18 protein-coding genes, 1 tRNA gene and 3 pseudogenes are annotated in these 19,651 nt (G+C 50.2%); 18 read left to right on the top strand and 4 right to left on the bottom strand.

Going from position 1 to position 19,651, the window contains the following annotated elements; genetic code table 11:
• Window positions 1-91 precede the first annotated feature (91 nt).
• The 6 genes from BSZ32_RS12175 to BSZ32_RS12150 all read left to right on the top strand — a co-directional run bounded on the left by BSZ32_RS12175 (window position 92) and on the right by BSZ32_RS12150 (window position 7,173).
• The gene (locus tag BSZ32_RS12175) at window positions 92-844 is read left to right on the top strand and encodes an ABC transporter permease (RefSeq protein ID WP_105043664.1); all 753 of its coding nucleotides are present in this window, start codon (window positions 92-94) and stop codon (window positions 842-844) included.
• Between the two features lie 9 nt (window positions 845-853).
• Window positions 854-2,461, top strand: coding sequence for a motility-associated ABC transporter substrate-binding family protein (locus tag BSZ32_RS12170; protein WP_105043663.1), 1,608 nt, complete (start codon window positions 854-856; stop codon window positions 2,459-2,461).
• A gap of 18 nt (window positions 2,462-2,479) precedes the next feature.
• Complete coding sequence (locus BSZ32_RS12165; protein ID WP_105043662.1) at window positions 2,480-4,423, top strand: DUF4340 domain-containing protein; 1,944 nt, start codon at window positions 2,480-2,482, stop codon at window positions 4,421-4,423.
• A gap of 114 nt (window positions 4,424-4,537) precedes the next feature.
• A complete protein-coding gene (locus BSZ32_RS12160; RefSeq protein ID WP_105043661.1) occupies window positions 4,538-5,752 on the top strand; it encodes an aminotransferase class V-fold PLP-dependent enzyme in 1,215 nt (404 codons plus the stop codon).
• A gap of 164 nt (window positions 5,753-5,916) precedes the next feature.
• Window positions 5,917-6,690 (top strand): acyl-ACP--UDP-N-acetylglucosamine O-acyltransferase, encoded by a 774-nt coding sequence (gene lpxA, locus BSZ32_RS12155; protein WP_105043660.1) that lies wholly within the window; start codon window positions 5,917-5,919, stop codon window positions 6,688-6,690.
• Between the two features lie 300 nt (window positions 6,691-6,990).
• Complete coding sequence (locus tag BSZ32_RS12150; protein WP_105043659.1) at window positions 6,991-7,173, top strand: hypothetical protein; 183 nt, start codon at window positions 6,991-6,993, stop codon at window positions 7,171-7,173.
• A gap of 52 nt (window positions 7,174-7,225) precedes the next feature.
• Here the strand turns inward: BSZ32_RS12150 and BSZ32_RS12145 are convergent.
• Window positions 7,226-8,666 (bottom strand): annotated as a pseudogene (locus tag BSZ32_RS12145) (FAD-dependent oxidoreductase).
• Window positions 8,667-8,794: 128 nt separating this feature from the next.
• On the opposite strand from BSZ32_RS12145, the gene BSZ32_RS18910 reads away from it, so the two are divergent.
• The 12 genes and pseudogenes from BSZ32_RS18910 to lpxA (BSZ32_RS12095) all read left to right on the top strand — a co-directional run bounded on the left by BSZ32_RS18910 (window position 8,795) and on the right by lpxA (BSZ32_RS12095) (window position 17,047).
• A complete protein-coding gene (locus BSZ32_RS18910) occupies window positions 8,795-8,971 on the top strand; it encodes a hypothetical protein (RefSeq protein ID WP_165788815.1) in 177 nt (58 codons plus the stop codon).
• Between the two features lie 3 nt (window positions 8,972-8,974).
• Complete coding sequence (locus BSZ32_RS12140) at window positions 8,975-9,223, top strand: hypothetical protein (RefSeq protein WP_105043658.1); 249 nt, start codon at window positions 8,975-8,977, stop codon at window positions 9,221-9,223.
• A 66-nt stretch (window positions 9,224-9,289) separates the two neighbouring features.
• Window positions 9,290-9,799, top strand: a complete 510-nt coding sequence (locus BSZ32_RS12135) for a peptidylprolyl isomerase (protein WP_105043657.1) — start codon at window positions 9,290-9,292, stop codon at window positions 9,797-9,799.
• A 162-nt stretch (window positions 9,800-9,961) separates the two neighbouring features.
• Window positions 9,962-10,048: transfer RNA gene (locus BSZ32_RS12130), tRNA-Leu, on the top strand.
• Between the two features lie 109 nt (window positions 10,049-10,157).
• A pseudogene (locus BSZ32_RS12125) lies at window positions 10,158-11,608 on the top strand (protein adenylyltransferase SelO).
• A 392-nt stretch (window positions 11,609-12,000) separates the two neighbouring features.
• Window positions 12,001-13,227, top strand: a complete 1,227-nt coding sequence (locus BSZ32_RS12120) for an MBL fold metallo-hydrolase (protein WP_105043656.1) — start codon at window positions 12,001-12,003, stop codon at window positions 13,225-13,227.
• A gap of 17 nt (window positions 13,228-13,244) precedes the next feature.
• Entirely contained in the window at window positions 13,245-13,355 is a 111-nt protein-coding gene (locus tag BSZ32_RS20620; protein ID WP_425500429.1) for a hypothetical protein, read from the top strand.
• 111 nt (window positions 13,356-13,466) lie between these two features.
• Complete coding sequence (locus tag BSZ32_RS12115) at window positions 13,467-14,291, top strand: FKBP-type peptidyl-prolyl cis-trans isomerase N-terminal domain-containing protein (RefSeq protein WP_105043655.1); 825 nt, start codon at window positions 13,467-13,469, stop codon at window positions 14,289-14,291.
• Window positions 14,292-14,385: 94 nt separating this feature from the next.
• Window positions 14,386-15,066: a metal-dependent hydrolase gene (locus tag BSZ32_RS12110; protein WP_105043654.1), complete on the top strand. Its 681-nt coding sequence runs from the start codon at window positions 14,386-14,388 to the stop codon at window positions 15,064-15,066.
• 14 nt (window positions 15,067-15,080) lie between these two features.
• Window positions 15,081-15,566, top strand: a complete 486-nt coding sequence (ispF, locus tag BSZ32_RS12105) for a 2-C-methyl-D-erythritol 2,4-cyclodiphosphate synthase (protein ID WP_105043653.1) — start codon at window positions 15,081-15,083, stop codon at window positions 15,564-15,566.
• Window positions 15,567-15,570: 4 nt separating this feature from the next.
• On the top strand, window positions 15,571-16,269 hold the full coding sequence (gene radC / locus BSZ32_RS12100) for a RadC family protein (protein ID WP_105043652.1): 699 nt from the start codon (window positions 15,571-15,573) through the stop codon (window positions 16,267-16,269).
• 7 nt (window positions 16,270-16,276) lie between these two features.
• Entirely contained in the window at window positions 16,277-17,047 is a 771-nt protein-coding gene (lpxA, locus tag BSZ32_RS12095) for an acyl-ACP--UDP-N-acetylglucosamine O-acyltransferase (protein WP_105043651.1), read from the top strand.
• A gap of 131 nt (window positions 17,048-17,178) precedes the next feature.
• On the opposite strand, the gene BSZ32_RS12090 is transcribed toward lpxA (BSZ32_RS12095), so the two are convergent.
• From BSZ32_RS12090 to BSZ32_RS12080, 3 genes and pseudogenes are all read right to left on the bottom strand, one after another.
• Window positions 17,179-17,952, bottom strand: a complete 774-nt coding sequence (locus BSZ32_RS12090) for a hypothetical protein (RefSeq protein WP_105043650.1) — start codon at window positions 17,950-17,952, stop codon at window positions 17,179-17,181.
• Window positions 17,953-18,146: 194 nt separating this feature from the next.
• Window positions 18,147-18,464: pseudogene (locus tag BSZ32_RS20615) on the bottom strand (hypothetical protein); the annotation flags it as partial.
• 287 nt (window positions 18,465-18,751) lie between these two features.
• A partial coding sequence (locus BSZ32_RS12080; protein WP_105043648.1) for an IS630 family transposase occupies window positions 18,752-19,651 on the bottom strand: 900 nt, incomplete at its 5' end.

The following is a 19,651-nucleotide window of genomic DNA, read 5'->3' as shown; positions in this document are numbered from 1 at the left end:
CTTTTTTGTCTTCCTCGATACGCATTTCCCCAACTTGATGCTTGGAAAGGGAGTGCTTTAACTCTACAACTCTGCCCAGTAGTTGAACATCATGCGCACTCTATACATTCTTTATAAAAAAGAGCTTAAACACTTTCTCACCACACCGTTTGGTTGGGTTGTGCTTTCCTTTATCATGCTATTGCAGGGCTTCTCCCTTACATCGGTGTTAGAGCAATACGAGAAGGCTCCGATCCAGGTAAACATGCTCTATTCCTGTCTCTCTACGCCGATCTTCTGGTTCTACTTCATTTTCATTTTTCCATTGATCACAATGAAACAATTTGCCGAAGAAGAACGCAGCGGCACACTGGAAAGCCTGATGACTGCCCCAGTGACTACCTGGCAGGTCGTTTTCTCTAAATACCTTTCCTCATACACCTTTTACGCGATTCTCTGGATTCCAGTTTTCCTGCACGTCAAGGTCTTCACCTGGGTAACTGGCTCACCAGCCCCCGTCTCGACGCCTGAAATGCTAGGATCATTCGGCATCCTTTTACTTATCGGTTCCTTCTTTATTGCCGTGGGCATATTTGCCTCGGCGCTCACATCGAGCCAGATTATAGCCGCGATCATCACGTTTGGGCTGTTGGTCTTCCTCATCTTCATGGGTCTCATCCCAAGTATTGCAGGCGACTCTTTCCAAGGAGCTCCACTCTTCCATTATATTTCAGTACACGAGCATCTTTCTTACTTTTCTAGAGGCTTAATAGATCTGCGGCCGATTGTATTCTACCTCTCCATGAGCGTGCTCACCCTTCTTTTCACTCACCACCTCGTCGACTACCGACGCTGGAAACACTGATACCATAGCATGTCAGAAATATCTCAAAAAAATGAGGACGAACTCGATGAGTCGAACGGCTCTCCTGCATCTAGTCCTGTCAAAAAAATCAATCGCTTCGGCCTGGGCTCGCTCGCTATCTTCCAGCTTGTCCTCGCTGTGATCTGCGTCATCTTGCTCAATTTCCTTTCGTGCACGAACAACAAACGCTTTGACCTAACACGCCACGCTGACTTCACTCTCGCTGAGACTACGACTCAGTACTTAGCCAGTCCAGAAGTCCTTCAACGTCAGCTACCTATCAAAATGGTGGCAATCCTAAAACAAAAGTCGCCCTACTACCTCCAACTACGAGGACAGCTAGAGAACTACCAACTCTTTTCAGGCAACAACATTGAGCTCGAATTCATAGACCCGACACTTGACCGAGATCGCCTACAAGACTTCGTCACCACCTACCAGCGCGACATCACTGAGGAAACTATTCTCATCGACGCCAGGAACACCATCGCAGATGCGAAACTCTCTCCAGAAGAAGAGAAAATTGATCTGGTGAAACACATCCGCACAATCCCAGTAAAGTCCTTGTTCATTGAGGAGTTTGATAGATTCAATAAGAAGTTCATCTCGACCTGGAACGATGAATCCTACATCACCTCCTATCTGGTAAGCGCGGTAGAAGGCAATCCTCGTCGCTTCTACTTCATTGTCGATAAAGCCCGGATCGACGAAGCAAACAAAGGAACTCCAGCGTGGAAAAACTTCCAATCATTGCTTCTAGCTCAGAACATCCAGCTCTCTCCCCTCCAGATTTCCTCCACGCTGGAAATCCCTGACGACGCAGAAGGCATCGCTATTATCGGGCCAGCCTTCGACTTTAGTGAGCATGAGATCGGCAAACTCACCGAGTACTGGGGCCGCGAATCTGCTAGCCTTTTCATCACTCTCGACCCCAGTGCCAAACTCAAGCACTTCAACCGGTTCTTACGCGAGTACGGGATTTCACCGCAGGACAACCGCGTGATGAGCGTGAGTAAATCAGGTCAGTCACTGACGTCTGCACGGGCCTTCTTCACCCAGGGTCCCGAAGTCAACAAAGGTCTCGCCCACCAAGCCACGCAACTAGACGGCCCCAGCTTAGGCCTCGAAGTCATGAGCACCAATGACCGACTCGCCATCAGCAACATCTCCCCCTTCTCCTTGCTCAAAGCCGCAGACGGCTGGTGGGGAGAAAGCAAATACACTGAACTCAATCCATCCTTTGACCCGCGAGAAGACCAAGGAGTCATCAAAGGGGCAGTCAACCCAACTCCCGTGAACCTTGCTGCTGCAGTTGTCCGAGGCCGTCAGAATAGTGACCTCACCAACCCACTCACCTCTCGCATGGTCGTCATCGCCAATACTGATTTTTTACGTCCAGAGAACGCTCGCGAGGAGATGTCCTACTTCATCAACTCCACAATCAACTGGCTCGTCGGGCGCGAAAGCCTCATCGGCATTGGTCCAAAACCTGTATTTCGAAAGAAAATCACGGTCCAATCCGCCCACAAATCATTCATCGATCAAATCATTTTGATCTATATGCCATTTGCCTCGCTACTCTTTGGTCTGGTACTCTGGAATAGTCGCAGATCCTAACCTCTCTAGTCAGATATTTTGAAGATCTTCGTCTCCATCATCCTCATTCTTTGCACTGCAGGCTTAGCTACTCTAAGCCTGCAACAACTTGGGCGCGTAGATTTCCTCGATAGCTTCTCCACCGAGCCAGCCAAAGAAGACTTCGCCCCGCTCTTCGATCATAATCTGCTGGCCACCTCCAGCGTCGTCATCAAAACTGCCGACCAAGCCAAAATGAAATTTTCCTTCGATCCTGAAAATAGATTATGGTTTGGCACCGAGCCTTGGCAGGACAGAGCCGATGGACCTAAAGCCATCGAGTCTCTGATACTCTTTGCTCACAATGCTGAAATCCAAGACCACATCGAAGTGAACGCTGAGACCATCAAAGAGCTCGGATTTGATGAAAAAGCCATCCATGCCCGGTTCACTAACAGCCTAGGCGACACCATAGCCGACTTCAGCATTGGCAAGTCATCAGCCTGGAAAAAGAAAATCAAAGGAGAAAAAGAAATCCTCCTGCCCACCGTCTATCTCCGCCTAAAGGGCCCAGATGCAGACGATCACATCTACCTTTGCACGGACACCACGGGTGACATCCACTCACTATTCGAAGATAAATTTCGCGCCTTCCGCGATCATCGCCCCTTCGCACTCAACAAATCCACACTCCAGCAAGTTCGACTACTGCGCGGCAAGACCGAGATAGTCCTGAGCCACCCGCGACCTGATGCCCCTTGGGTGTTAACCAAACCACTGGAGCTGGCCACCGACGGCAATGCAGTCATGAAGTTTCTAGCTAACCTCTCGAAACTCGAAGCCATTGCTCTCCACCCTACCGGATCTATCACCCTTCCCGACACCCCAGAGGACACGCTCGAAGTCGCAGTCACTAGCTTTGGCGCTGATGAGGAAATCACTCTCAAAGTTTATCCACCATCCGAAGGTGCTGGTTCCAGCTACGCCACTATCAGCAACCGAGACGTCGTGTTTGAGCTCCCACTCATAGCAACCCAGAAGACATCTAACTACATCACCCAACTTCCCAATTCAGTGAACGAACTACGCTCCCGCCAAATGATGCAGTGGTCCAAGCACACACGGTCCGACCTTCGCTCCATCATTGTACGCAGCCCTCAAACCCCAGCAGAACCAGTCATCGTCGCGCGCATTCCGGGCTCCCCCTACAAACTCATCACTCCTAGCAACAAGAAAGAAGCCATCGACGAAAGCGTGTTTGCTGAGCTGATGCAAAAAATTGCCCTCACACCGATCAAAGATTTCGCCAGCGATGCTGCCGTAGACCTTTCACCTTTCGGACTGGATAAGCCGTCTATCATCGTTGACTTCTTATTCTTCGAATCCAAGCACATGCAATTGCTTTTCGGCAAAGTCACACGCAAAGCCGAGGACGGAACCAACACCGAAAGCTACTACGCCAGCCTCCGTGGCACACAAATAGTCTGGGAAGTCACACCCGAGATCGTCTCCAGCATTCCAACCCGCTATTGGAGTTGGCAACCCAAGGATATCTGGAACCTCCCAGTCATCGACATCAAACAATTCACAGCCCAACAAACCGGCAAAGAAAAACTCACAGTCGACTACAATTACTTAGAGGACAGCCTCGTTGCTAAACTCGGCGACAAAGACATGAGTGACCAGCTTCTCCCCGAACGCGCCAAATTCTTCCTCAACGCAAACCATCTTCTCATCGCCCAAAAACGCCTCAGCCCGAACAATACCGCTGCGATCGAAGCCCTAAAAACTCCAGCATTCACCGCCTCGATCAGCGTCCAAGAATTTGACAACGAGGGAATGCCGTCGCAATTGTCCACCTACACACTCACACTCGGAAAATCCTCAAAATCTGGCAGAAGCGCATTCTATTACGCCAAAGCGAGCAACATCGACGGCTATTTCATCCTTAGCCTCTATACGGTTGGTAAGCTCGCCGCCCTCGACCTTTTCGAAGAAGAGTAACCCACAGGAAGTCATCAGTCATCAGTCATCAGTCAAGAGTCATTGGGCCATCAAGTTGAAACCAAATGAATGCTCCTCTTGTACCAATCTTAAATTTCCAATCTTAAATTCTTAATGAACGCAGACCTTCGTGCACAATTCCCGATCCTCCACCAAGAGATCAATGGCAGACCACTCGTCTACCTAGACAATGCCGCCACAGTCCAGAAGCCCCAAGCCGTGCTCGACGTCTCCCGCGCATACTACTCTGAGCTCAATGCCAACATCCACCGCGGCGTTCACTACCTCTCGCGCAAGGCCACCGATGCCCACGAGAAAGCCCGCACCAGCATCGCGAAACACCTCAACGCACCACACGAGCACGAAGTCATTTTCACCTCCGGCACCACCGATGGCATCAACCTCGTCGCCGACACACTCAGCCTTTCAGGTAAAATCACCACCGGCGACCGCATCCTCATCTCTGGGCTCGAACACCATTCTAACATAGTCCCTTGGCAAATGCTCTGCCAGCGGACAGGAGCCACACTCGATGTCATCCCCGTCACCGATTCTGGAGAATGCGACCTCAGCGACATCGACTCACTACTCACCGAAAAGACCAAGCTCGTTGCAGTCAGCCAAGTCTCCAATGCCCTCGGAACCATCAACCCGATCGACATCCTCATCGCCAAAGCGAAAAAAGTCGGAGCCTGGACGCTTATTGATGGCGCCCAGTCCGCTCCGCACATGGCGATCGACGTCCAAGCGATTGGATGTGACTTCTTCGTATTCTCAGGCCACAAGACCTACGCCCCAACCGGCATTGGCATCCTATGGGGACGCACAGAGCTACTCGAGATGCTGCCACCATGGCGTGGTGGCGGTGAAATGATCAAACAAGTCACCTTCGAAAAAACCACCTACAACGAACTTCCATTCAAATATGAGGCTGGCACACCGAACATCGAGGGTGGAATAGCTCTAGCAGCCGCTCTCGAATGGATGCAAGACATCGGACTCGACACCATTACCGCGCACGAAGACAAACTGCTCATGCTCGCAACTGAAGCAATTTCAGAAATTGATGGTATCAAAATCTACGGCACCGCTCCCAACAAGGCATCCGTCCTCTCCTTCGGTATTGAAGGCATCCACCACTTTGACCTCGGCACGCTGATGGATCAAATGGGAGTCGGCGTCCGCACCGGCCACCATTGTTGCCAGCCGCTGATGCAGCGCTTCGGCATCACCGGCACCACCCGAGCCTCATTCGCCATCTACAACACCGAGCAAGAAGTAGAAACTCTCATCAACGCCGTCAGAAAGGCAGCCACGATGTTGCGGTAGCAGCGGAGTTGCTGTCATTAGTCACGGGTCATTAGGCCGGCTAGTTGAAACCTAGAGAAAACCCCCACATAGCGCCTGAACGGAGATAACCAAAGAGATGAGTTTTCCTAATCTTAGAGTTTTTTACTTTCTCCTTCCCCCCTTTCTCCTACTAACTAAATCCCATGATTCACCCGACAGCCGTCATTTCAGATTCTGCCACCATTGGTAACGACGTTACCATTGGCCCCTTTTGTATGATTGGTGACAACGTCTCCATCGGCGACCGATGTGAGCTGAAATCACACGTTGTGATCGATGGAACCACAGCCATTGGCGAAGAGAACATCTTCTATCCATTCTCCGCCATCGGCCAGCGCACCCAGGACCTCAAATACATCGGTGAGCCCACCCATCTCAAGATTGGTAACCGCAACACCTTCCGCGAGAACACCACCATCCATCGCTCTACCATTGAGGAAACGCCCACCACCATCGGTGATGATAACAACTTCCTCGCCTACTCGCACGTCGCACACGACTGCATCATCGGCAACAATTGCATCTTTTCTAACAACGCCACTATTGGCGGGCATGTCGCAGTCGAAGACTACGTCATCATTTCTGGACTCTCCGGCGTCCATCAGTTCTGCAGACTCGGTGCCCATTCGCTCATCGGCGGCTGCACCAAGGTCGTGCAAGACGTGCCACCATTCACCATCGTCGATGGCGCACCCGCAGCCGTCCGCTCGATCAACCAAATCGGCCTCCAGCGCCGAGGCTTCACCGACCAAGACATCGCCTACCTGCGCCGTGCGTATAAAAGGATCTTCCTCAAGAAGAACACCAACCTCGCAGTATCACTCGCCGAACTAAAAATCGCCGACAGCGCCAACAACAAGCACGTCAAGCACCTCATCAAGTTCCTCGATACCGCGGAACGCGGGGTTATTCGGTAGTGTGCATTCTGCATAGTAGCTGGTCACAAAGTAGCGCGACCGTCTCGCTCGCTTAAACGTCTTCCGGCGCAGCGCTATCTGTTGGCTGAAAGCCAGGCTACACTAGAAGATTAAAGCGACCGAGACGGTCGCGCCACGGAAAACATCCGCCGCTTTCTACTGATAAAAGTCATGTAACCCGTCGACACCATTCCATCAATAACTCGTAGTATTGGACGTCGCCGATACACATCATCAGGCTGCAACCTCAGTCAGCACCAAAACCAACTCAATGAGCGTCAGCTAAAAATGGTGCATCGAATGTTTAGAGAAGGCGTTGAGGGCTTCGAAGGCGGACTAAGCGCTAAAATCTACATGACTAACACGCAGATATCCCAGCCAAACGCGACCCGTGATCTACCAGACCTCGCTGAAAAAGGCGCCTTTAAGAAGACTGGTGAGTTACGCTACACACGCTACACACGCTACCAGCTCAATATCTGACTTCACCTCAGTGGCTGTCACACTTACCGTTTCGTTTTCAAATGACCAATGACTAATCCCGACACCGCCCTCTCGGCGCATCACTTTCGTGGATGGCGACTTCGGAGTGGAGGAACTCTGCGGCTTCTGCTGAATCCTTCACTTTTGTAGCACTACGCTCCAACATTTCTGACTCGAACTCTGTTAACACAGCTTCCCTCAAGCTTCTTTTTTCTCCATCAGCGAATGGCCCACAGCCTTTGGTGATAGCCCGAGCCAATGCCAGCGCATCTAGCAGCGCCTGATTCGCTCCCTGTCCTTTGAAGGGACTCATCGGGTGCGCAGCGTCTCCTATCAAAGTCACCTGAGATCCACTCTCCAACAGTTCAGGCTGGAGCAATGCTCGATCATACACGGGATAGCCAGAGATCAGCGAGTGATCAGTGGCTGCTAGAATCTGAGGGATCGGATCATGCCAATCGCATCTACGACAGGCTTCGTCCTTGAGAGCTTGAGCTCCACGAGCACTGAGCACTTTCGCCTGCTCTTCAGGCATAGGGAAGCTGAGCTGCCACATCACAGAGTCCGACGAATAAGGCATCATATACATCCGCTCATTGCCATTGGCCGTTTGAAACACCGTAGCTGAGTCCAACAGAGGATTCTCAATACCTCCGAGATTCTCCAAAGGACAAATCCCTAAGATCACAATACAACCAAGGTAGCGCAATAGTGAAGCCTCCTCGCCGATAAGAAGCCTCCGCACCGAGCTACGAATCCCATCCGCCCCCACTACAAGATCTGCCTTGATGCTCTTTATCTCGCCCTCCACTTGGAAATGGAGATCTACCCCTTCGCCCTCGTTTTCTTTAAAATCGACCAACTGGTGTCCCCACTGCACCGCATCGTGCCCACCGAGTTCCTCAAGCAGAGCTGCGCGCAACGACTGCCGCGCTATGTGGACATTGGTACGTCTCGATGCAGCCTTAGAATCGGACCTTCCCCATTTCCTCATCCCCCATTCTCCGACCACTTTACCCTCGGTAGTATGCACCACATGCCTTGTCGAAATAACTCCCTCCTCTAGGGTGAAAACCCCCAGCCCCTCTATCGCTTTACTCGCCTGCTGCAGAGTCAGCCCATACCCCTGAGAGCGCACACCAAAGCCACCGTCACGCTCATAGATAGTAAAAGGAATACCACGGTGCAAGCAAGCCACAGCAAGAGCTATCCCACCAATTCCCCCACCAATAATCGCAACATGTGGATAGTTCTCAGTATCAACTACAGGGAAATGGGCAGCAGGAACTAGCCCTGATCCATTACAGATTAAGCAAGCATCGAGGTGCCCCTTGGGCCGTATCGGAGCCAGCCCGCCACTGTTATTTTTTTCAAACTCATCCAACTCCCTCTGGTAGTTCCGCCGCACTTTTTTTTGAAAGCCTGCGGCTTCTCCTCCCTCGCCCCTGGCAGTCCGGACACATTGCCCAGCACTCCCCTGCATTTTTCTCCATATCCACCTCCGTCTTATACCAGTTCTTTATCTACCCTCAACAAGAGAAATTCCCGGTGACGGAGGTTTCCAACCTACTGGTCAAAGATAAGGCTTGGCGGTTAGAAACCGCCGCCACACACTTCCCCCATGGAGTTAGAAACTATCAAAGAAGCCATCCGCGAGCTTCCCGCCGAGCAACGTGGTGAGCTGGGGATCTTTCTCACCCACCTAGAGTTAGTCGACGACAGCAACTACTTTGAGACCCTGCGCAGCCGGATGAACGACCAGTTAGAACAATCTTGGAAAGACCTCGACGACCTTTAAGCCATGCAGGGACTCCCCAAACTATTGTTGCACAGCAAAGCGCTCGCGCAGTTACCCCCCACCGGCCAACGCCGCGACATGCTGCTCAAGCAACTACGCCAGATCCAAGTAACCCCCGAACGTGGCGGAGATTTCCAATGGTCAGTGTTCCTCGCACCCAGCCCCACTCAAGTCACCGTTGTTGTCGGCTACGCCATCAGCTGGATCATTCAAGACGGCCACATTTCAATCCTAGACATCCGTGGCCAGTAAATCACTTCTCACTTCTCACCCTTTTTCCTTTATCCTTTGCCCATCCCACTCTAAATTCCCGCCACTATGAGCGATCTCGCAGACATCAACATCACAGTCACCACCAACAAGGGTGACATCGACATCACACTTTTCTCAGCCGACGCACCTGTCACATGTGCCAGCTTCCTTAATCTTGCTTCACGCGGATTCTACGATGGCATCGTTTTCCACCGCGTAATCGACAACTTCATGGTCCAAGGTGGCGACCCGACTGGTACAGGCATGGGTGGCCCAGGCTACAAGTTCGAGTGTGAGTGCAAGCCCGCAATTCGCAAGCACGACAAGCCAGGTATCCTTTCCATGGCGAACGCTGGACCTAACACCAACGGTTCTCAGTTCTTCATCACTCACGGTCCTACTCCACACCTCGACGGCAACCACACGGTCTTCGGTGAGACAACCAAGGGTCAAGACGTGATCAACTCCATCGTCCAAGGCGACAAGATCGAAAGCATCAAGATCCACGGCGACACAGCAGCACTCTTCGCAGCGCACGCTGACCGTATCACTGATTGGAACAAGCAACTTGGCTAATCCCTTGATCCACTAAATTTCATCTAGTTACTTTACTAAAGCCCACCTACTACCATTGGTGGGCTTTTTCACGCCCAGAACACTGCTCTTCTACTTTTTTAGCAGAAATCCCTTGCCAACAGGCGGATATCGCCTAGAAACCACCCAGACCAAACAACACCTGCTCGGGTGGCGGAATTGGTAGACGCGCTAGACTAAGGATCTAGTGGCCGTTAAGGCCGTGGGGGTTCGATTCCCCCTCGAGCACCATTTAAAAAAGTCTCACATATGTGAGGCTTTTTTGCGCCACGTATCCATGGCGAAAAACGCTCTCGCATAAGCTGAGTCAGCCGTCCAGACTTCGGTAGCTATCCATACGATGCCTGCAATTCATTTCGACAACACCTACGCTCAGCTGCCTGAGTCATTTTTCACCAAGCTTTCGCCAGCCCAAGTTCCCGCCCCGAAACTTGTGCGCGTGAATTCTGAGCTCGCAGAAAAACTCTCGGTCGACGCCGATTGGCTCCAATCCCCAGAGGGTATTGCAGTTCTCTCAGGCAACACGATCGCCGATGGTTCAGAGCCGCTAGCTCAAGCTTACGCCGGCCACCAATTTGGCGGCTACAACCCACAGCTCGGTGATGGCAGAGCAATCCTACTGGGTGAAATCATAGGAACGGATTCTAAGCGCTACGATATGCAGCTCAAGGGTTCCGGTCGCACTCCCTACTCCCGTGGTGGAGATGGCAAGGCGGCGCTCGGCCCAGTGATTCGGGAATATATTTTAAGTGAAGCCATGGCAGCTCTCGGAGTTTCCACTACACGAGCCCTCGCGGCAGTCACCACTGGCGAAACTGTTGTCAGACAGGATGGACACTGCCCGGGGCCATTTTCATCCGGGTAGCTTCCAGTCACATTCGCGTGGGCACCTTCGAGTACGTTGCAGCCCGAAAAGACACCTCCGAGCTGCGCGCTCTCGCTGACCACTGCATTCAGCGCCATTTCCCACAAGCTCTAGAATCTGAAGCTCCCTACACAGCTTTCCTTAATCACGTCATCACTGCTCAAGCCGATCTCATAGCCCATTGGATGTCGCTCGGATTCATCCATGGGGTGATGAATACGGATAACACTGCTGTCTCAGGGGAAACTATAGATTACGGCCCCTGCGCCTTCATGGACACTTTCCACCCACAGTGCGTATTCAGCTCAATCGATGCCAATGCGCGCTACAGTTGGGGAAACCAACCCAATATAGCCCTGTGGAACTTGACCCGCTTTGCCGAGACTTTACTGCCCTTGCTTGCTGACGACACCGATCAAGCCATTGCTATCGCTCAATCCTCACTCGACACCTTTCAAGAATATTTCAGTTCCCAATACATGGCCCGGTTTAGAGCTAAATTTGGCTTGGCCGATAGAGCTGCAGATTCTCTGGTGCAAGATGGTCTCACCCTGCTCGCCAACCAACAAGTCGACTTCACACTCTTTTTCCGCCACTTAACTCAAGTCGCCAGCGGAGCTCCCAAGGACTGTTTGCTTGAGCTATTTAACGACGCAACCGAAGCTAATCAATGGATTGCTCGTTGGGAGGAAGCAACGGCCCAAGCATTGCATCTAGAAAGAATGCGCACGAGTAACCCAGTACTCATTCCGCGAAACCACCGAGTCGAACAAGCAATCCAAGCTGCTTACGATAATGATTTCGCTCCATTTCACAGACTAGTAGACGGACTCGGTAATCCTTATTCCGAACAAGAAGAATACGCAGACCTAGAACGAGCACCATTTGCTGATGAGATAGTCCATGAAACATTCTGTGGCACCTAGTCAGCCAGACACAAAGAAAAACCTTTCAAGCTTTCACCTGAAAGGTTTCAAAATAAATTAGAAGGTCTACGCCTTTTAGTCTGATTTACATGCGTTACTGTATCCTGCATGATCCTGCACCACTGGCCAGAGATCACAGTCACCCTTACTACAGGATGTGTTTGTGCTGCCCCAGTTGCAGCATGAAGTTGTAGATAGAGCCAACGCCACTGCGCTAACACCGATAAGTAGTTTAAATATAGCCATAACCCTACTTCTATCACGAATTCGGTGAGAGGCAATACATCTCTTTGCCTTTATACGGGCCGACCATAGAAGAGGCTGGAATTTAGTACCAAAAAAAACCACTCGCTTTTGCTAGAAACCTCAACCAGACTGCGTCCGATCAATTTATGTTTTTTCAAAATCTAGCACGCAAAAATGAAATCGGAGCCAACTGCTACCTCCTAGAAACGAGCGACAGTAAGGTTGTGTTAGATTCGGGGATGCATCCGAAGGAAGAAGGTATCGCTGCGCTTCCAGCTCACCACGAACTCTCACCTCACAGCGTAGACGCTATCGTCCTAAGCCACGCACACCTTGACCACACTGGGACGATCCCAGTGCTGATGCGTGACCAGCAAGACGCCCCACTCTACCTCACTGAAGCTACAGCAGCTTTAGCCAAAGCACTTTTGCATAACTCAGTGAATGTGATGCAAAGTAAGCGCTTAGAACTCGGCATCACGGAATACCCACTTTACGGTCACCGCGAACTCGACCGCCTTGCGACACGCTGGGAGCCAAAAAAGTACAAAGAACCGTGGAAAATAAATCGCGACACCCAACTCACACTCCACGACGCTGGTCATATTTTAGGCTCTGCAGGGGTAATGATCGAGTCCGACAACAAGCGTGTTTTTTACACTGGCGACATCCAGTTTGACGATCAAACCCTGATCAGCGGCGCACGTTTCCCAGAGGAGAACATCGACACTCTCATCGTAGAAACCACTCGTGGAGCTGCGCCTAGAAAACCAGATTATGACCGCGACACAGAGGAAAACAATCTCTGTCAGGCGATTCTCGACACACTCGAGCGCGGTGGCTCAGCCCTCATACCAGTATTTGCCATGGGCAAGACTCAGGAAGTCATGACGATGATTCACAAGTTCAAGACAGATGGACGCATCCCGGCAAAGACACCCGTCTACATGGGTGGGCTCAGCACCAAAATGACCTTACTCTTCGACGAACTCTCCGACTCTACCAGCCGCAAGGTTCCTGATTTCAAGATTCTTGAAGACATGGACATCAATACTGGCTCGAAGAATCAAAAACGCGCACCCATCACTTACCGACCAGGTGCCATTTTCTGCCTCTCTAGCGGCATGATGACGGAGAAAACCACCTCTAATAACTTCGCACAAACATTCATAAGCAACCCAAACAACAGCTTACTCTTTGTCGGCTATTGTGACCCGCAAACACCTGGTGGAGTCATCCGCCAAACGAAGAAGGGTGACACAGTAAAACTCAACAAGGAACACCCAGCTGTCGTCCTTAACTGCCCAGTGGAGATCTTTGATTTCTCAGGACATTCTACCGCGATGCCATCCTCGACTACATCCTCCGGGTAGCACCTAAGCAGGTCTTCTTGGTACACGGGGATATTGCCGCGATCGAGTGGTTCCACCAGCAAATCACCCTCAAACTTCCGCAAACAGATTGCATTATTCCAACCCCTGGGAAGAAGTACTCCATCTAAATCATTTTTAAACAATGTTTCAGCTCTCCACCGCTCTAGGTAAAAGGACACGCTAAACTCTCGACAGACTACTAGGTGAAACCTATTTTCCTATTTCCTCAAATTCATATCATGAAAAAGCAACTAAGCATCGCCGCAATCGGCCTCGCCTTCACGGCAACATCATTCGCTCAAGAGCCAAAAACTCCTGCAGCTCCAGCTGCAGAAAAAAAAGCTGAGCAACTCTCTCCTGAAGTCGTCAAATCACGTACTTTCTATGGAATTGGCTATCAAAGCGCTCTCCAACTCGCTGACGCGGGCTTAATCGTATCCGACTTTGATAAAGACGCATTTTTGAGCGGCTTCACCGAAGCTCTCTCAGGAGCAGAGCGCAAGTTCACCCCTGAGCAACTCGATGCAGCCATGCAAACAATGCAGGCATCGCTGATGGCGCGCGACAAAAAGATCGGTGAAGAAAACCTCGAAAAAGGCACTGCTTTCCTCGCAGAAAACGCGAAGAGAGATGGCATCAAAACGACTGAAAGCGGCCTCCAGTACCTCATTCTTGAAAAAGGTGGCGACAAAAAATACGAAGTACCAAAGGACGCTCCCGGTGGAGCAGACACGCAGTCAGAATTCTTCGTCAACTACCGCGGCACATTGATCGACGGAACAGAGTTCGACAAGTCCCCTGAAGGCCAGCCAGTCCCATTCACCCTACAGGTTGTCCCAGGTTTCTCTGAAGCATTGAAGATCATGCCAATTGGCTCCAAATGGAAGATATTCATCCCAGCTAAGCTCGGCTACGGCGAGCGTCGCTCAGGCGCAAAGCTTGGACCAAACTCAACACTCATTTTTGAAGTCGAGCTCACCAAGATCGGCAAACGCCCAGCACCACAAGGCATGCCATTCCAGATGCCTCCAGGAGCAATGCCTCAGGGACAACCTAGACGATAGTCGACCCACATTTATAAAACAACTTCAAAGCCGCTGATGATGAATCAGCGGCTTTTTTTCTTCTAAAATATCTATTCCGCTTCATATTCCTAACATGAACACAACCTTTTATGGTCACTCATGCTTCTCAGTCGAAATCAATGGATACAAGATCCTCTTCGACCCTTTCATTTCACCCAATCCAAAAGCTGAAAGAATAAACATAGAGGACATCGAAGCAGATTTCGTCTTCATTTCACACGGTCACGAAGACCATATTGCTGACGCTGAAGAAATCCTCAAGCGCACGGGTGCCACCCTCATCTCCAATTATGAAATTGTCTGTTGGTTTGGTGAAAAAGGCCACGAGAAAAGCCACCCGCTCAACCACGGAGGCTCGGTCCAACTCCCCTTCGGTAAAGTCAAATTCGTCAATGCCGTGCATTCATCCGTCCTGCCTGATGGAACATACGGCGGCAACCCTGGTGGCTTTGTTATCGAGTCCGACGAAGGTAACTTTTACTTCTCTGGAGACACCGCGCTCACTTATGACATGAAATTACTCGGTGAGTTCCACAAGCTCGACTGGGCGGTCCTCTGTATCGGCGACAACTTCACCATGGGCTATGGAGACGCGGCCATCTGTGCTGATTGGATTGGCGTCGATAAAGTATTGGGCACCCACTTTGACACCTTCCCCTACATCGAAATTGATCACTCTGCCGCAAGCGAACATTTCGCCAGCAAAGGCAAGCAACTCTTTCTCCCAGCTATTGGGGAAACTATCACAATCTAACTCACTTTTATCTTATGAAAATCCGTACAGGCATCGGCTACGATGTCCACCAATTCGCCGAAGGTCGCAAGTGTATCCTCGGAGGTGTCGATATCCCACATTCCGTAGGATTGTTAGGCCACTCAGATGCTGACGTGCTTTGCCACGCCATTGCCGATGCCGTACTCGGCGCTCTAGGCCTGCCAGACATCGGCTTCTATTTCCCACCTGAAGACGCCAGCATAGAGGGCATCTGCTCGCTCGACATTCTCAAAAAGTGCCGAGCTCTCGCTGACGAAAAAGGAGCCGAACTACAGAACGTCGACTCAGCCATTGTTGCCGAGGCTCCAAAAGTCATGCCACATCTCACAGCCATGAAGAAAAATATTTCAGCAGCTCTCGGTATAGAACCTGAAGACATCGGCATCAAAGCCACGACTAACGAGACCATGGGATTTGTCGGCAGAAAAGAAGGCATCGCCGCCATGGCCACCTGTTGCCTCATCATTCCTAATAAATAATCTAATGCAAAGTAGCCGCATCAGCGACCTCCCAGAGGAAGATCGCCCGAGAGAAAAACTCGCCAAATGGGGGCCTGCGGCACTCAGCAATGCTGAACTCATCGCCATCTTCCTCAGGGTTGGCGTGGCTGGCCAGAGCGCCATCGACATAGCGCAAGAATTACTCACCTCCCACGGCAATCTCCGAGCCCTTGGTCGTAGCCCGCTCAAAGAAATTGCTAAGCAACACGGAATTGGCCCCGCCAAAGCCGCCCAAATCGCAGCAGCCTTTGAGCTAGGTCTGCGCTCCGCAAAGGAAGAGATCAACAACGCCTCGATCGCAACGCCTGAAGAAATCTACAATCTGATGCGTCCCATTGTGGATCATCAAAACTATGAGAAACTCTTTCTCCTGTTAGCTGACGCACGCCTAAAACACATGCGCACCATCGAGCTCTCTCATGGTACGATCAATGAGACTCTCTGCCACCCAAGAGACGTACTCCACCACGTTATCCTCCACCAAGCATGGGGGTTTATACTTGTACATAACCATCCATCTGGTGACCCAAGCCCCAGTCAGGCCGACAAACAAATGACCCAGCAGGTTCATGCAGCAGCTGAGCTCCTTCAGGTCCGTTGCATAGACCACCTCATCATTGGCTCACCCTCAGCCCAGCGTGATGCCTACTTTTCATTCCGTGAACACGGACTCATCCACTAACATTTCCATGATCCACCCTACTGCTATCATTCACCCGGACGCCACGATTGGCTCTAACCTCAGCATTGGAGCATTCACCATCATTGATGCCGACGTAACACTCGGCGATGACTGCACCATCGATCCCCACGTATGGATAAGCGGCCACACCACCCTCGGTAAAAAGAACTTTGTTGGCTTTGGCTCACACATTGGAGGAAACCCACAAGACACGACCTTCGACAAATCTATCAACTCAGGCGTCATCATCGGAGAGAATAACACCATCCGTGAGCACGTTACCATTCACCGAAGCACCAGCGAAGGAGGCTTCACTGCAGTCGGTGATAACAACATGCTTATGATCAATAGCCACCTTGCACACGATGTACAAGTCGGTGACAGCAACAACCTCGCCAATAACTTGCTCGTTGCTGGTCATGTCCAAATCGGCAGCTTTTGCTTTCTTGGCGGTGGGGCTGGTTTCCACCAATTCCTTAAGATTGGAGATTACTCATTTTGCCAAGGTAATGCCTCCATCAGCAAGGACATCCCACCCTACTGCATGGTCCACAGCCAAAATCAGCTGGTCGGCCTCAATGTCATTGGACTACGCCGTGCTGGCTTCAATGCTGAGCAGCGCAAAGAAATCAAAAGCGCCTATAGCCTGTTGTTTAAAAGCGGCATGAGCATGACTGACGCTCTCGCTGAGGCTGATCGACGCACTTGGGAAGAGCATACACTCTTACTCATCAACGCTGCTAAGTATCCATCGCGCAAAGGCATCATGATGACCTAACTGACGCACTCTTTATTCTAATAGAAAAACCGTAACGGATACTCTCCTTTGCGGTTTTTTATTGGGCTAAAAAAATACGGGCAAGACCGAAGTCTTGCCCGCAAAAATTAATGTTTACTAATTAGCTTGGATTAGAAGCTAACTGTGAGAGCTACACCACCGTGGAAACGGTTTTGCTCTGAACCAGTCAATGAAGCACCGTGCTCTTCAAGAGCGTCAAGCTCCCAAGTGTAAGCGAGGTATGGTGTGATTGTTGCGTTCTCAGAGAGAGCGTAATCGTAACCAAGTGTGGTTGTGTTGTGGTTGAGTTGACCTTTTTCAACGAGGTAACCGAGGTCGTTGCTGAGTGTGAGACCTTCAAGGAAGAGGTCTGACTTAGCGAGTGAGAGCACTGAGTAGCCGTTGTTATCATACTCACTGTCTCCACCAAGATCACCAGATGTGTTGATGAAGTAAGTGAGGCTTGAGCTAAGGCCGTAGCAAAGCTCTTTGCTGAAACCTACGTAAATTTCAGACGCTTCATCGTTACCGATGAGTGTGTCAGTGTTGTAGTAGATGTAGCCAGTGTTGAAACGAGCAAAACCGAAGTCCTTGCTTACACCGAATGTAAGGTCAAGCTCGTCAAGGTTTGAGTCATAACCTGAAACTTCTTCTTCGAAAGAACCGTACCAAGCACCAGCAGTGAAGTCGAGACCCCAAGCTGACTTAGAAAGGTTAACTGCAGCATCAACAAGATTAGAACCTTGACGTGCGCCACGCCAGATGTAGTCAGAGTGTGCACCGACCATAACGTCAGCTTCGTAACAAGGAGCTGCTTCAACAACTGGAGCAACTACTTCGCCTGCGAAAGCAGAACCAGAAACAAGTGCACCACCGAGTAGGGATAATGTAATATTGTTATTCATAACGAGTTCTTGTTAGCACATCTGGCTCTCACGTAAAACAAAAAAGTAACATTTTTTTCATATTTATTTTAAAAAATTACCTCAGAACCCCTAGCTCGATCGACTACCTAGTTAACATTCACCGACTATCTTGATCGTTTAAAGAGCACTTTAACTATCTGATCCATAGGTTTCTTCACAGTGACAACTCAGGTCTAGCCCAACATATTCCACGTCGCCATCAACGCGAAGACCATTACATATATATATATGCCATCAATATAGCGACGCTCACTGCTAGCAGCACTCCAAAGAGCCATAAACATCACACTTTTAGCCTGAACCCAGAACTGTTGACCGCAACCATTAGTATCAACGTAGCTTTCTCTGATAAACGCTCTCGTTAGAAGAGCACCAACAATACCACCGACTCCATGTACACTGAAGACATCTAGGCGATCATCGTAATTGAATGCGAGCTTGAGCTTAGTAGCAGCTAGATAACAGACAACGGTAGAGGTAGAGCCAATATAGAATGCTCCCCATTACATCAATAGATCCTGCAGCAGGAGTAATAACCACAAGTCCAACAATTACTCCAGCAGCAGTACCGACTGCTGTAGGTTTGTTAGAGATGAGCCCGATCAATCTTTTCCAAAAAAACAGCTAATACTATTTGAGCTGTTATATTTTCGGAATGACTCTGAGAACTTGAAAGGCTCAGAGCCCCTCTTCGATTCAGCTCTGCTGCTTAAATCTAACTAACAAACCCATCATTCCGACAATATATTAACTCGCCGCCTATTTAGGTGGGTCTAACTTATGCCGCGTACGCTATGTGCTTAGATTTAAAATACGATTTCAGTCTGAGTGGCTTATCTTCCATTTCGACAAGGCAATCTGTGACTGTTGAACTCCACTTACCCTTCGTTCTCCTCTCTGGCCGCTTGGATAGCTCGGTTTTTAAGTCGTAGTTAAAATATTCATCGGGGTTCAAATCAGGAGAGTAGCTGGGAAGGTACTTCAACTCGATCAGTGTCGGGTAGCGGCGAGCCCAGCGCTTAATAAGCTTGGAGTGATGCACTCTGAGATTATCTAGTATCACGTATTGCTTGCGGCCAACAGCTTTCTCAATGAGTTTCTTCAAGTATTGGTGAAACACCTTGGTTGTAAAACTCTCCTTGTAGCACATCCATGTGAGCTCTCCCAAATTGGTAACAGAACTAATAATGTTTATCTTTTCGTAACTTGGGTTGGGCTTCCGTATAGGAGTCTTTCCTTTTGGTGCATAACCTCTGCCACGATGATCGTGACTTTTCATCCCAGCCTCATCAGTCCATTGAATTTGGGCTCCTTCTTTTTTTGCTGCTGCTTCAATCTCGGGATACTGCTCCTCCAGCCAAGCCTTCACTTTTTTGTCATCACGTTGGTACGCTCTCTTCGTTGGTCGTTGAGGGGTGAAGCCCCATCTCTTTAAATAGCTCCCAACTAATCGACGGTCGAGTTCCAGGCCTGTCTCCTGTTTGATGAGTTCTGAAACAGCCTCTCTAGTCCATAACGCAAACTCTAACCTATATTGCTCTGGGGTCTTGTCGATTAGCTTAGCTCGGATAAGAGCTTGCTGCTCGACGCTAATTTTAAGTTTAGTCGTCAACTTGGGACCTCGTTTACGAGGCCTCAAGCCATCGATGCCACTCTCACCAAATTTAACAATCCAGTT

The organism is Rubritalea profundi (genome assembly GCF_002954445.1).
GTDB lineage: Bacteria > Verrucomicrobiota > Verrucomicrobiia > Verrucomicrobiales > Akkermansiaceae > Rubritalea > Rubritalea profundi.
Note: the sequence above shows the minus strand (reverse complement) of the source record. Positions and strands in the feature narration are given on the sequence as shown.

What these genes read in the sequence shown, in the direction of transcription:
- BSZ32_RS12175 (WP_105043664.1), top strand. Translation starts at nt 92, where the DNA reads ATGCGCACTCTATACATTCTTTATAAAAAAGAGCTTAAACACTTTCTC.
- BSZ32_RS12170 (WP_105043663.1), top strand. Translation starts at nt 854, where the DNA reads ATGTCAGAAATATCTCAAAAAAATGAGGACGAACTCGATGAGTCGAAC.
- BSZ32_RS12160 (WP_105043661.1), top strand. Translation starts at nt 4,538, where the DNA reads ATGAACGCAGACCTTCGTGCACAATTCCCGATCCTCCACCAAGAGATC.
- lpxA (WP_105043660.1), top strand. Translation starts at nt 5,917, where the DNA reads ATGATTCACCCGACAGCCGTCATTTCAGATTCTGCCACCATTGGTAAC.
- BSZ32_RS12150 (WP_105043659.1), top strand. Translation starts at nt 6,991, where the DNA reads ATGTTTAGAGAAGGCGTTGAGGGCTTCGAAGGCGGACTAAGCGCTAAA.
- BSZ32_RS18910 (WP_165788815.1), top strand. Translation starts at nt 8,795, where the DNA reads ATGGAGTTAGAAACTATCAAAGAAGCCATCCGCGAGCTTCCCGCCGAG.
- BSZ32_RS12140 (WP_105043658.1), top strand. Translation starts at nt 8,975, where the DNA reads ATGCAGGGACTCCCCAAACTATTGTTGCACAGCAAAGCGCTCGCGCAG.
- BSZ32_RS12135 (WP_105043657.1), top strand. Translation starts at nt 9,290, where the DNA reads ATGAGCGATCTCGCAGACATCAACATCACAGTCACCACCAACAAGGGT.
- BSZ32_RS12120 (WP_105043656.1), top strand. Translation starts at nt 12,001, where the DNA reads ATGTTTTTTCAAAATCTAGCACGCAAAAATGAAATCGGAGCCAACTGC.
- BSZ32_RS12115 (WP_105043655.1), top strand. Translation starts at nt 13,467, where the DNA reads ATGAAAAAGCAACTAAGCATCGCCGCAATCGGCCTCGCCTTCACGGCA.
- BSZ32_RS12110 (WP_105043654.1), top strand. Translation starts at nt 14,386, where the DNA reads ATGAACACAACCTTTTATGGTCACTCATGCTTCTCAGTCGAAATCAAT.
- ispF (WP_105043653.1), top strand. Translation starts at nt 15,081, where the DNA reads ATGAAAATCCGTACAGGCATCGGCTACGATGTCCACCAATTCGCCGAA.
- radC (WP_105043652.1), top strand. Translation starts at nt 15,571, where the DNA reads ATGCAAAGTAGCCGCATCAGCGACCTCCCAGAGGAAGATCGCCCGAGA.
- lpxA (WP_105043651.1), top strand. Translation starts at nt 16,277, where the DNA reads ATGATCCACCCTACTGCTATCATTCACCCGGACGCCACGATTGGCTCT.
- BSZ32_RS12090 (WP_105043650.1), bottom strand. Translation starts at nt 17,952, where the DNA reads ATGAATAACAATATTACATTATCCCTACTCGGTGGTGCACTTGTTTCT.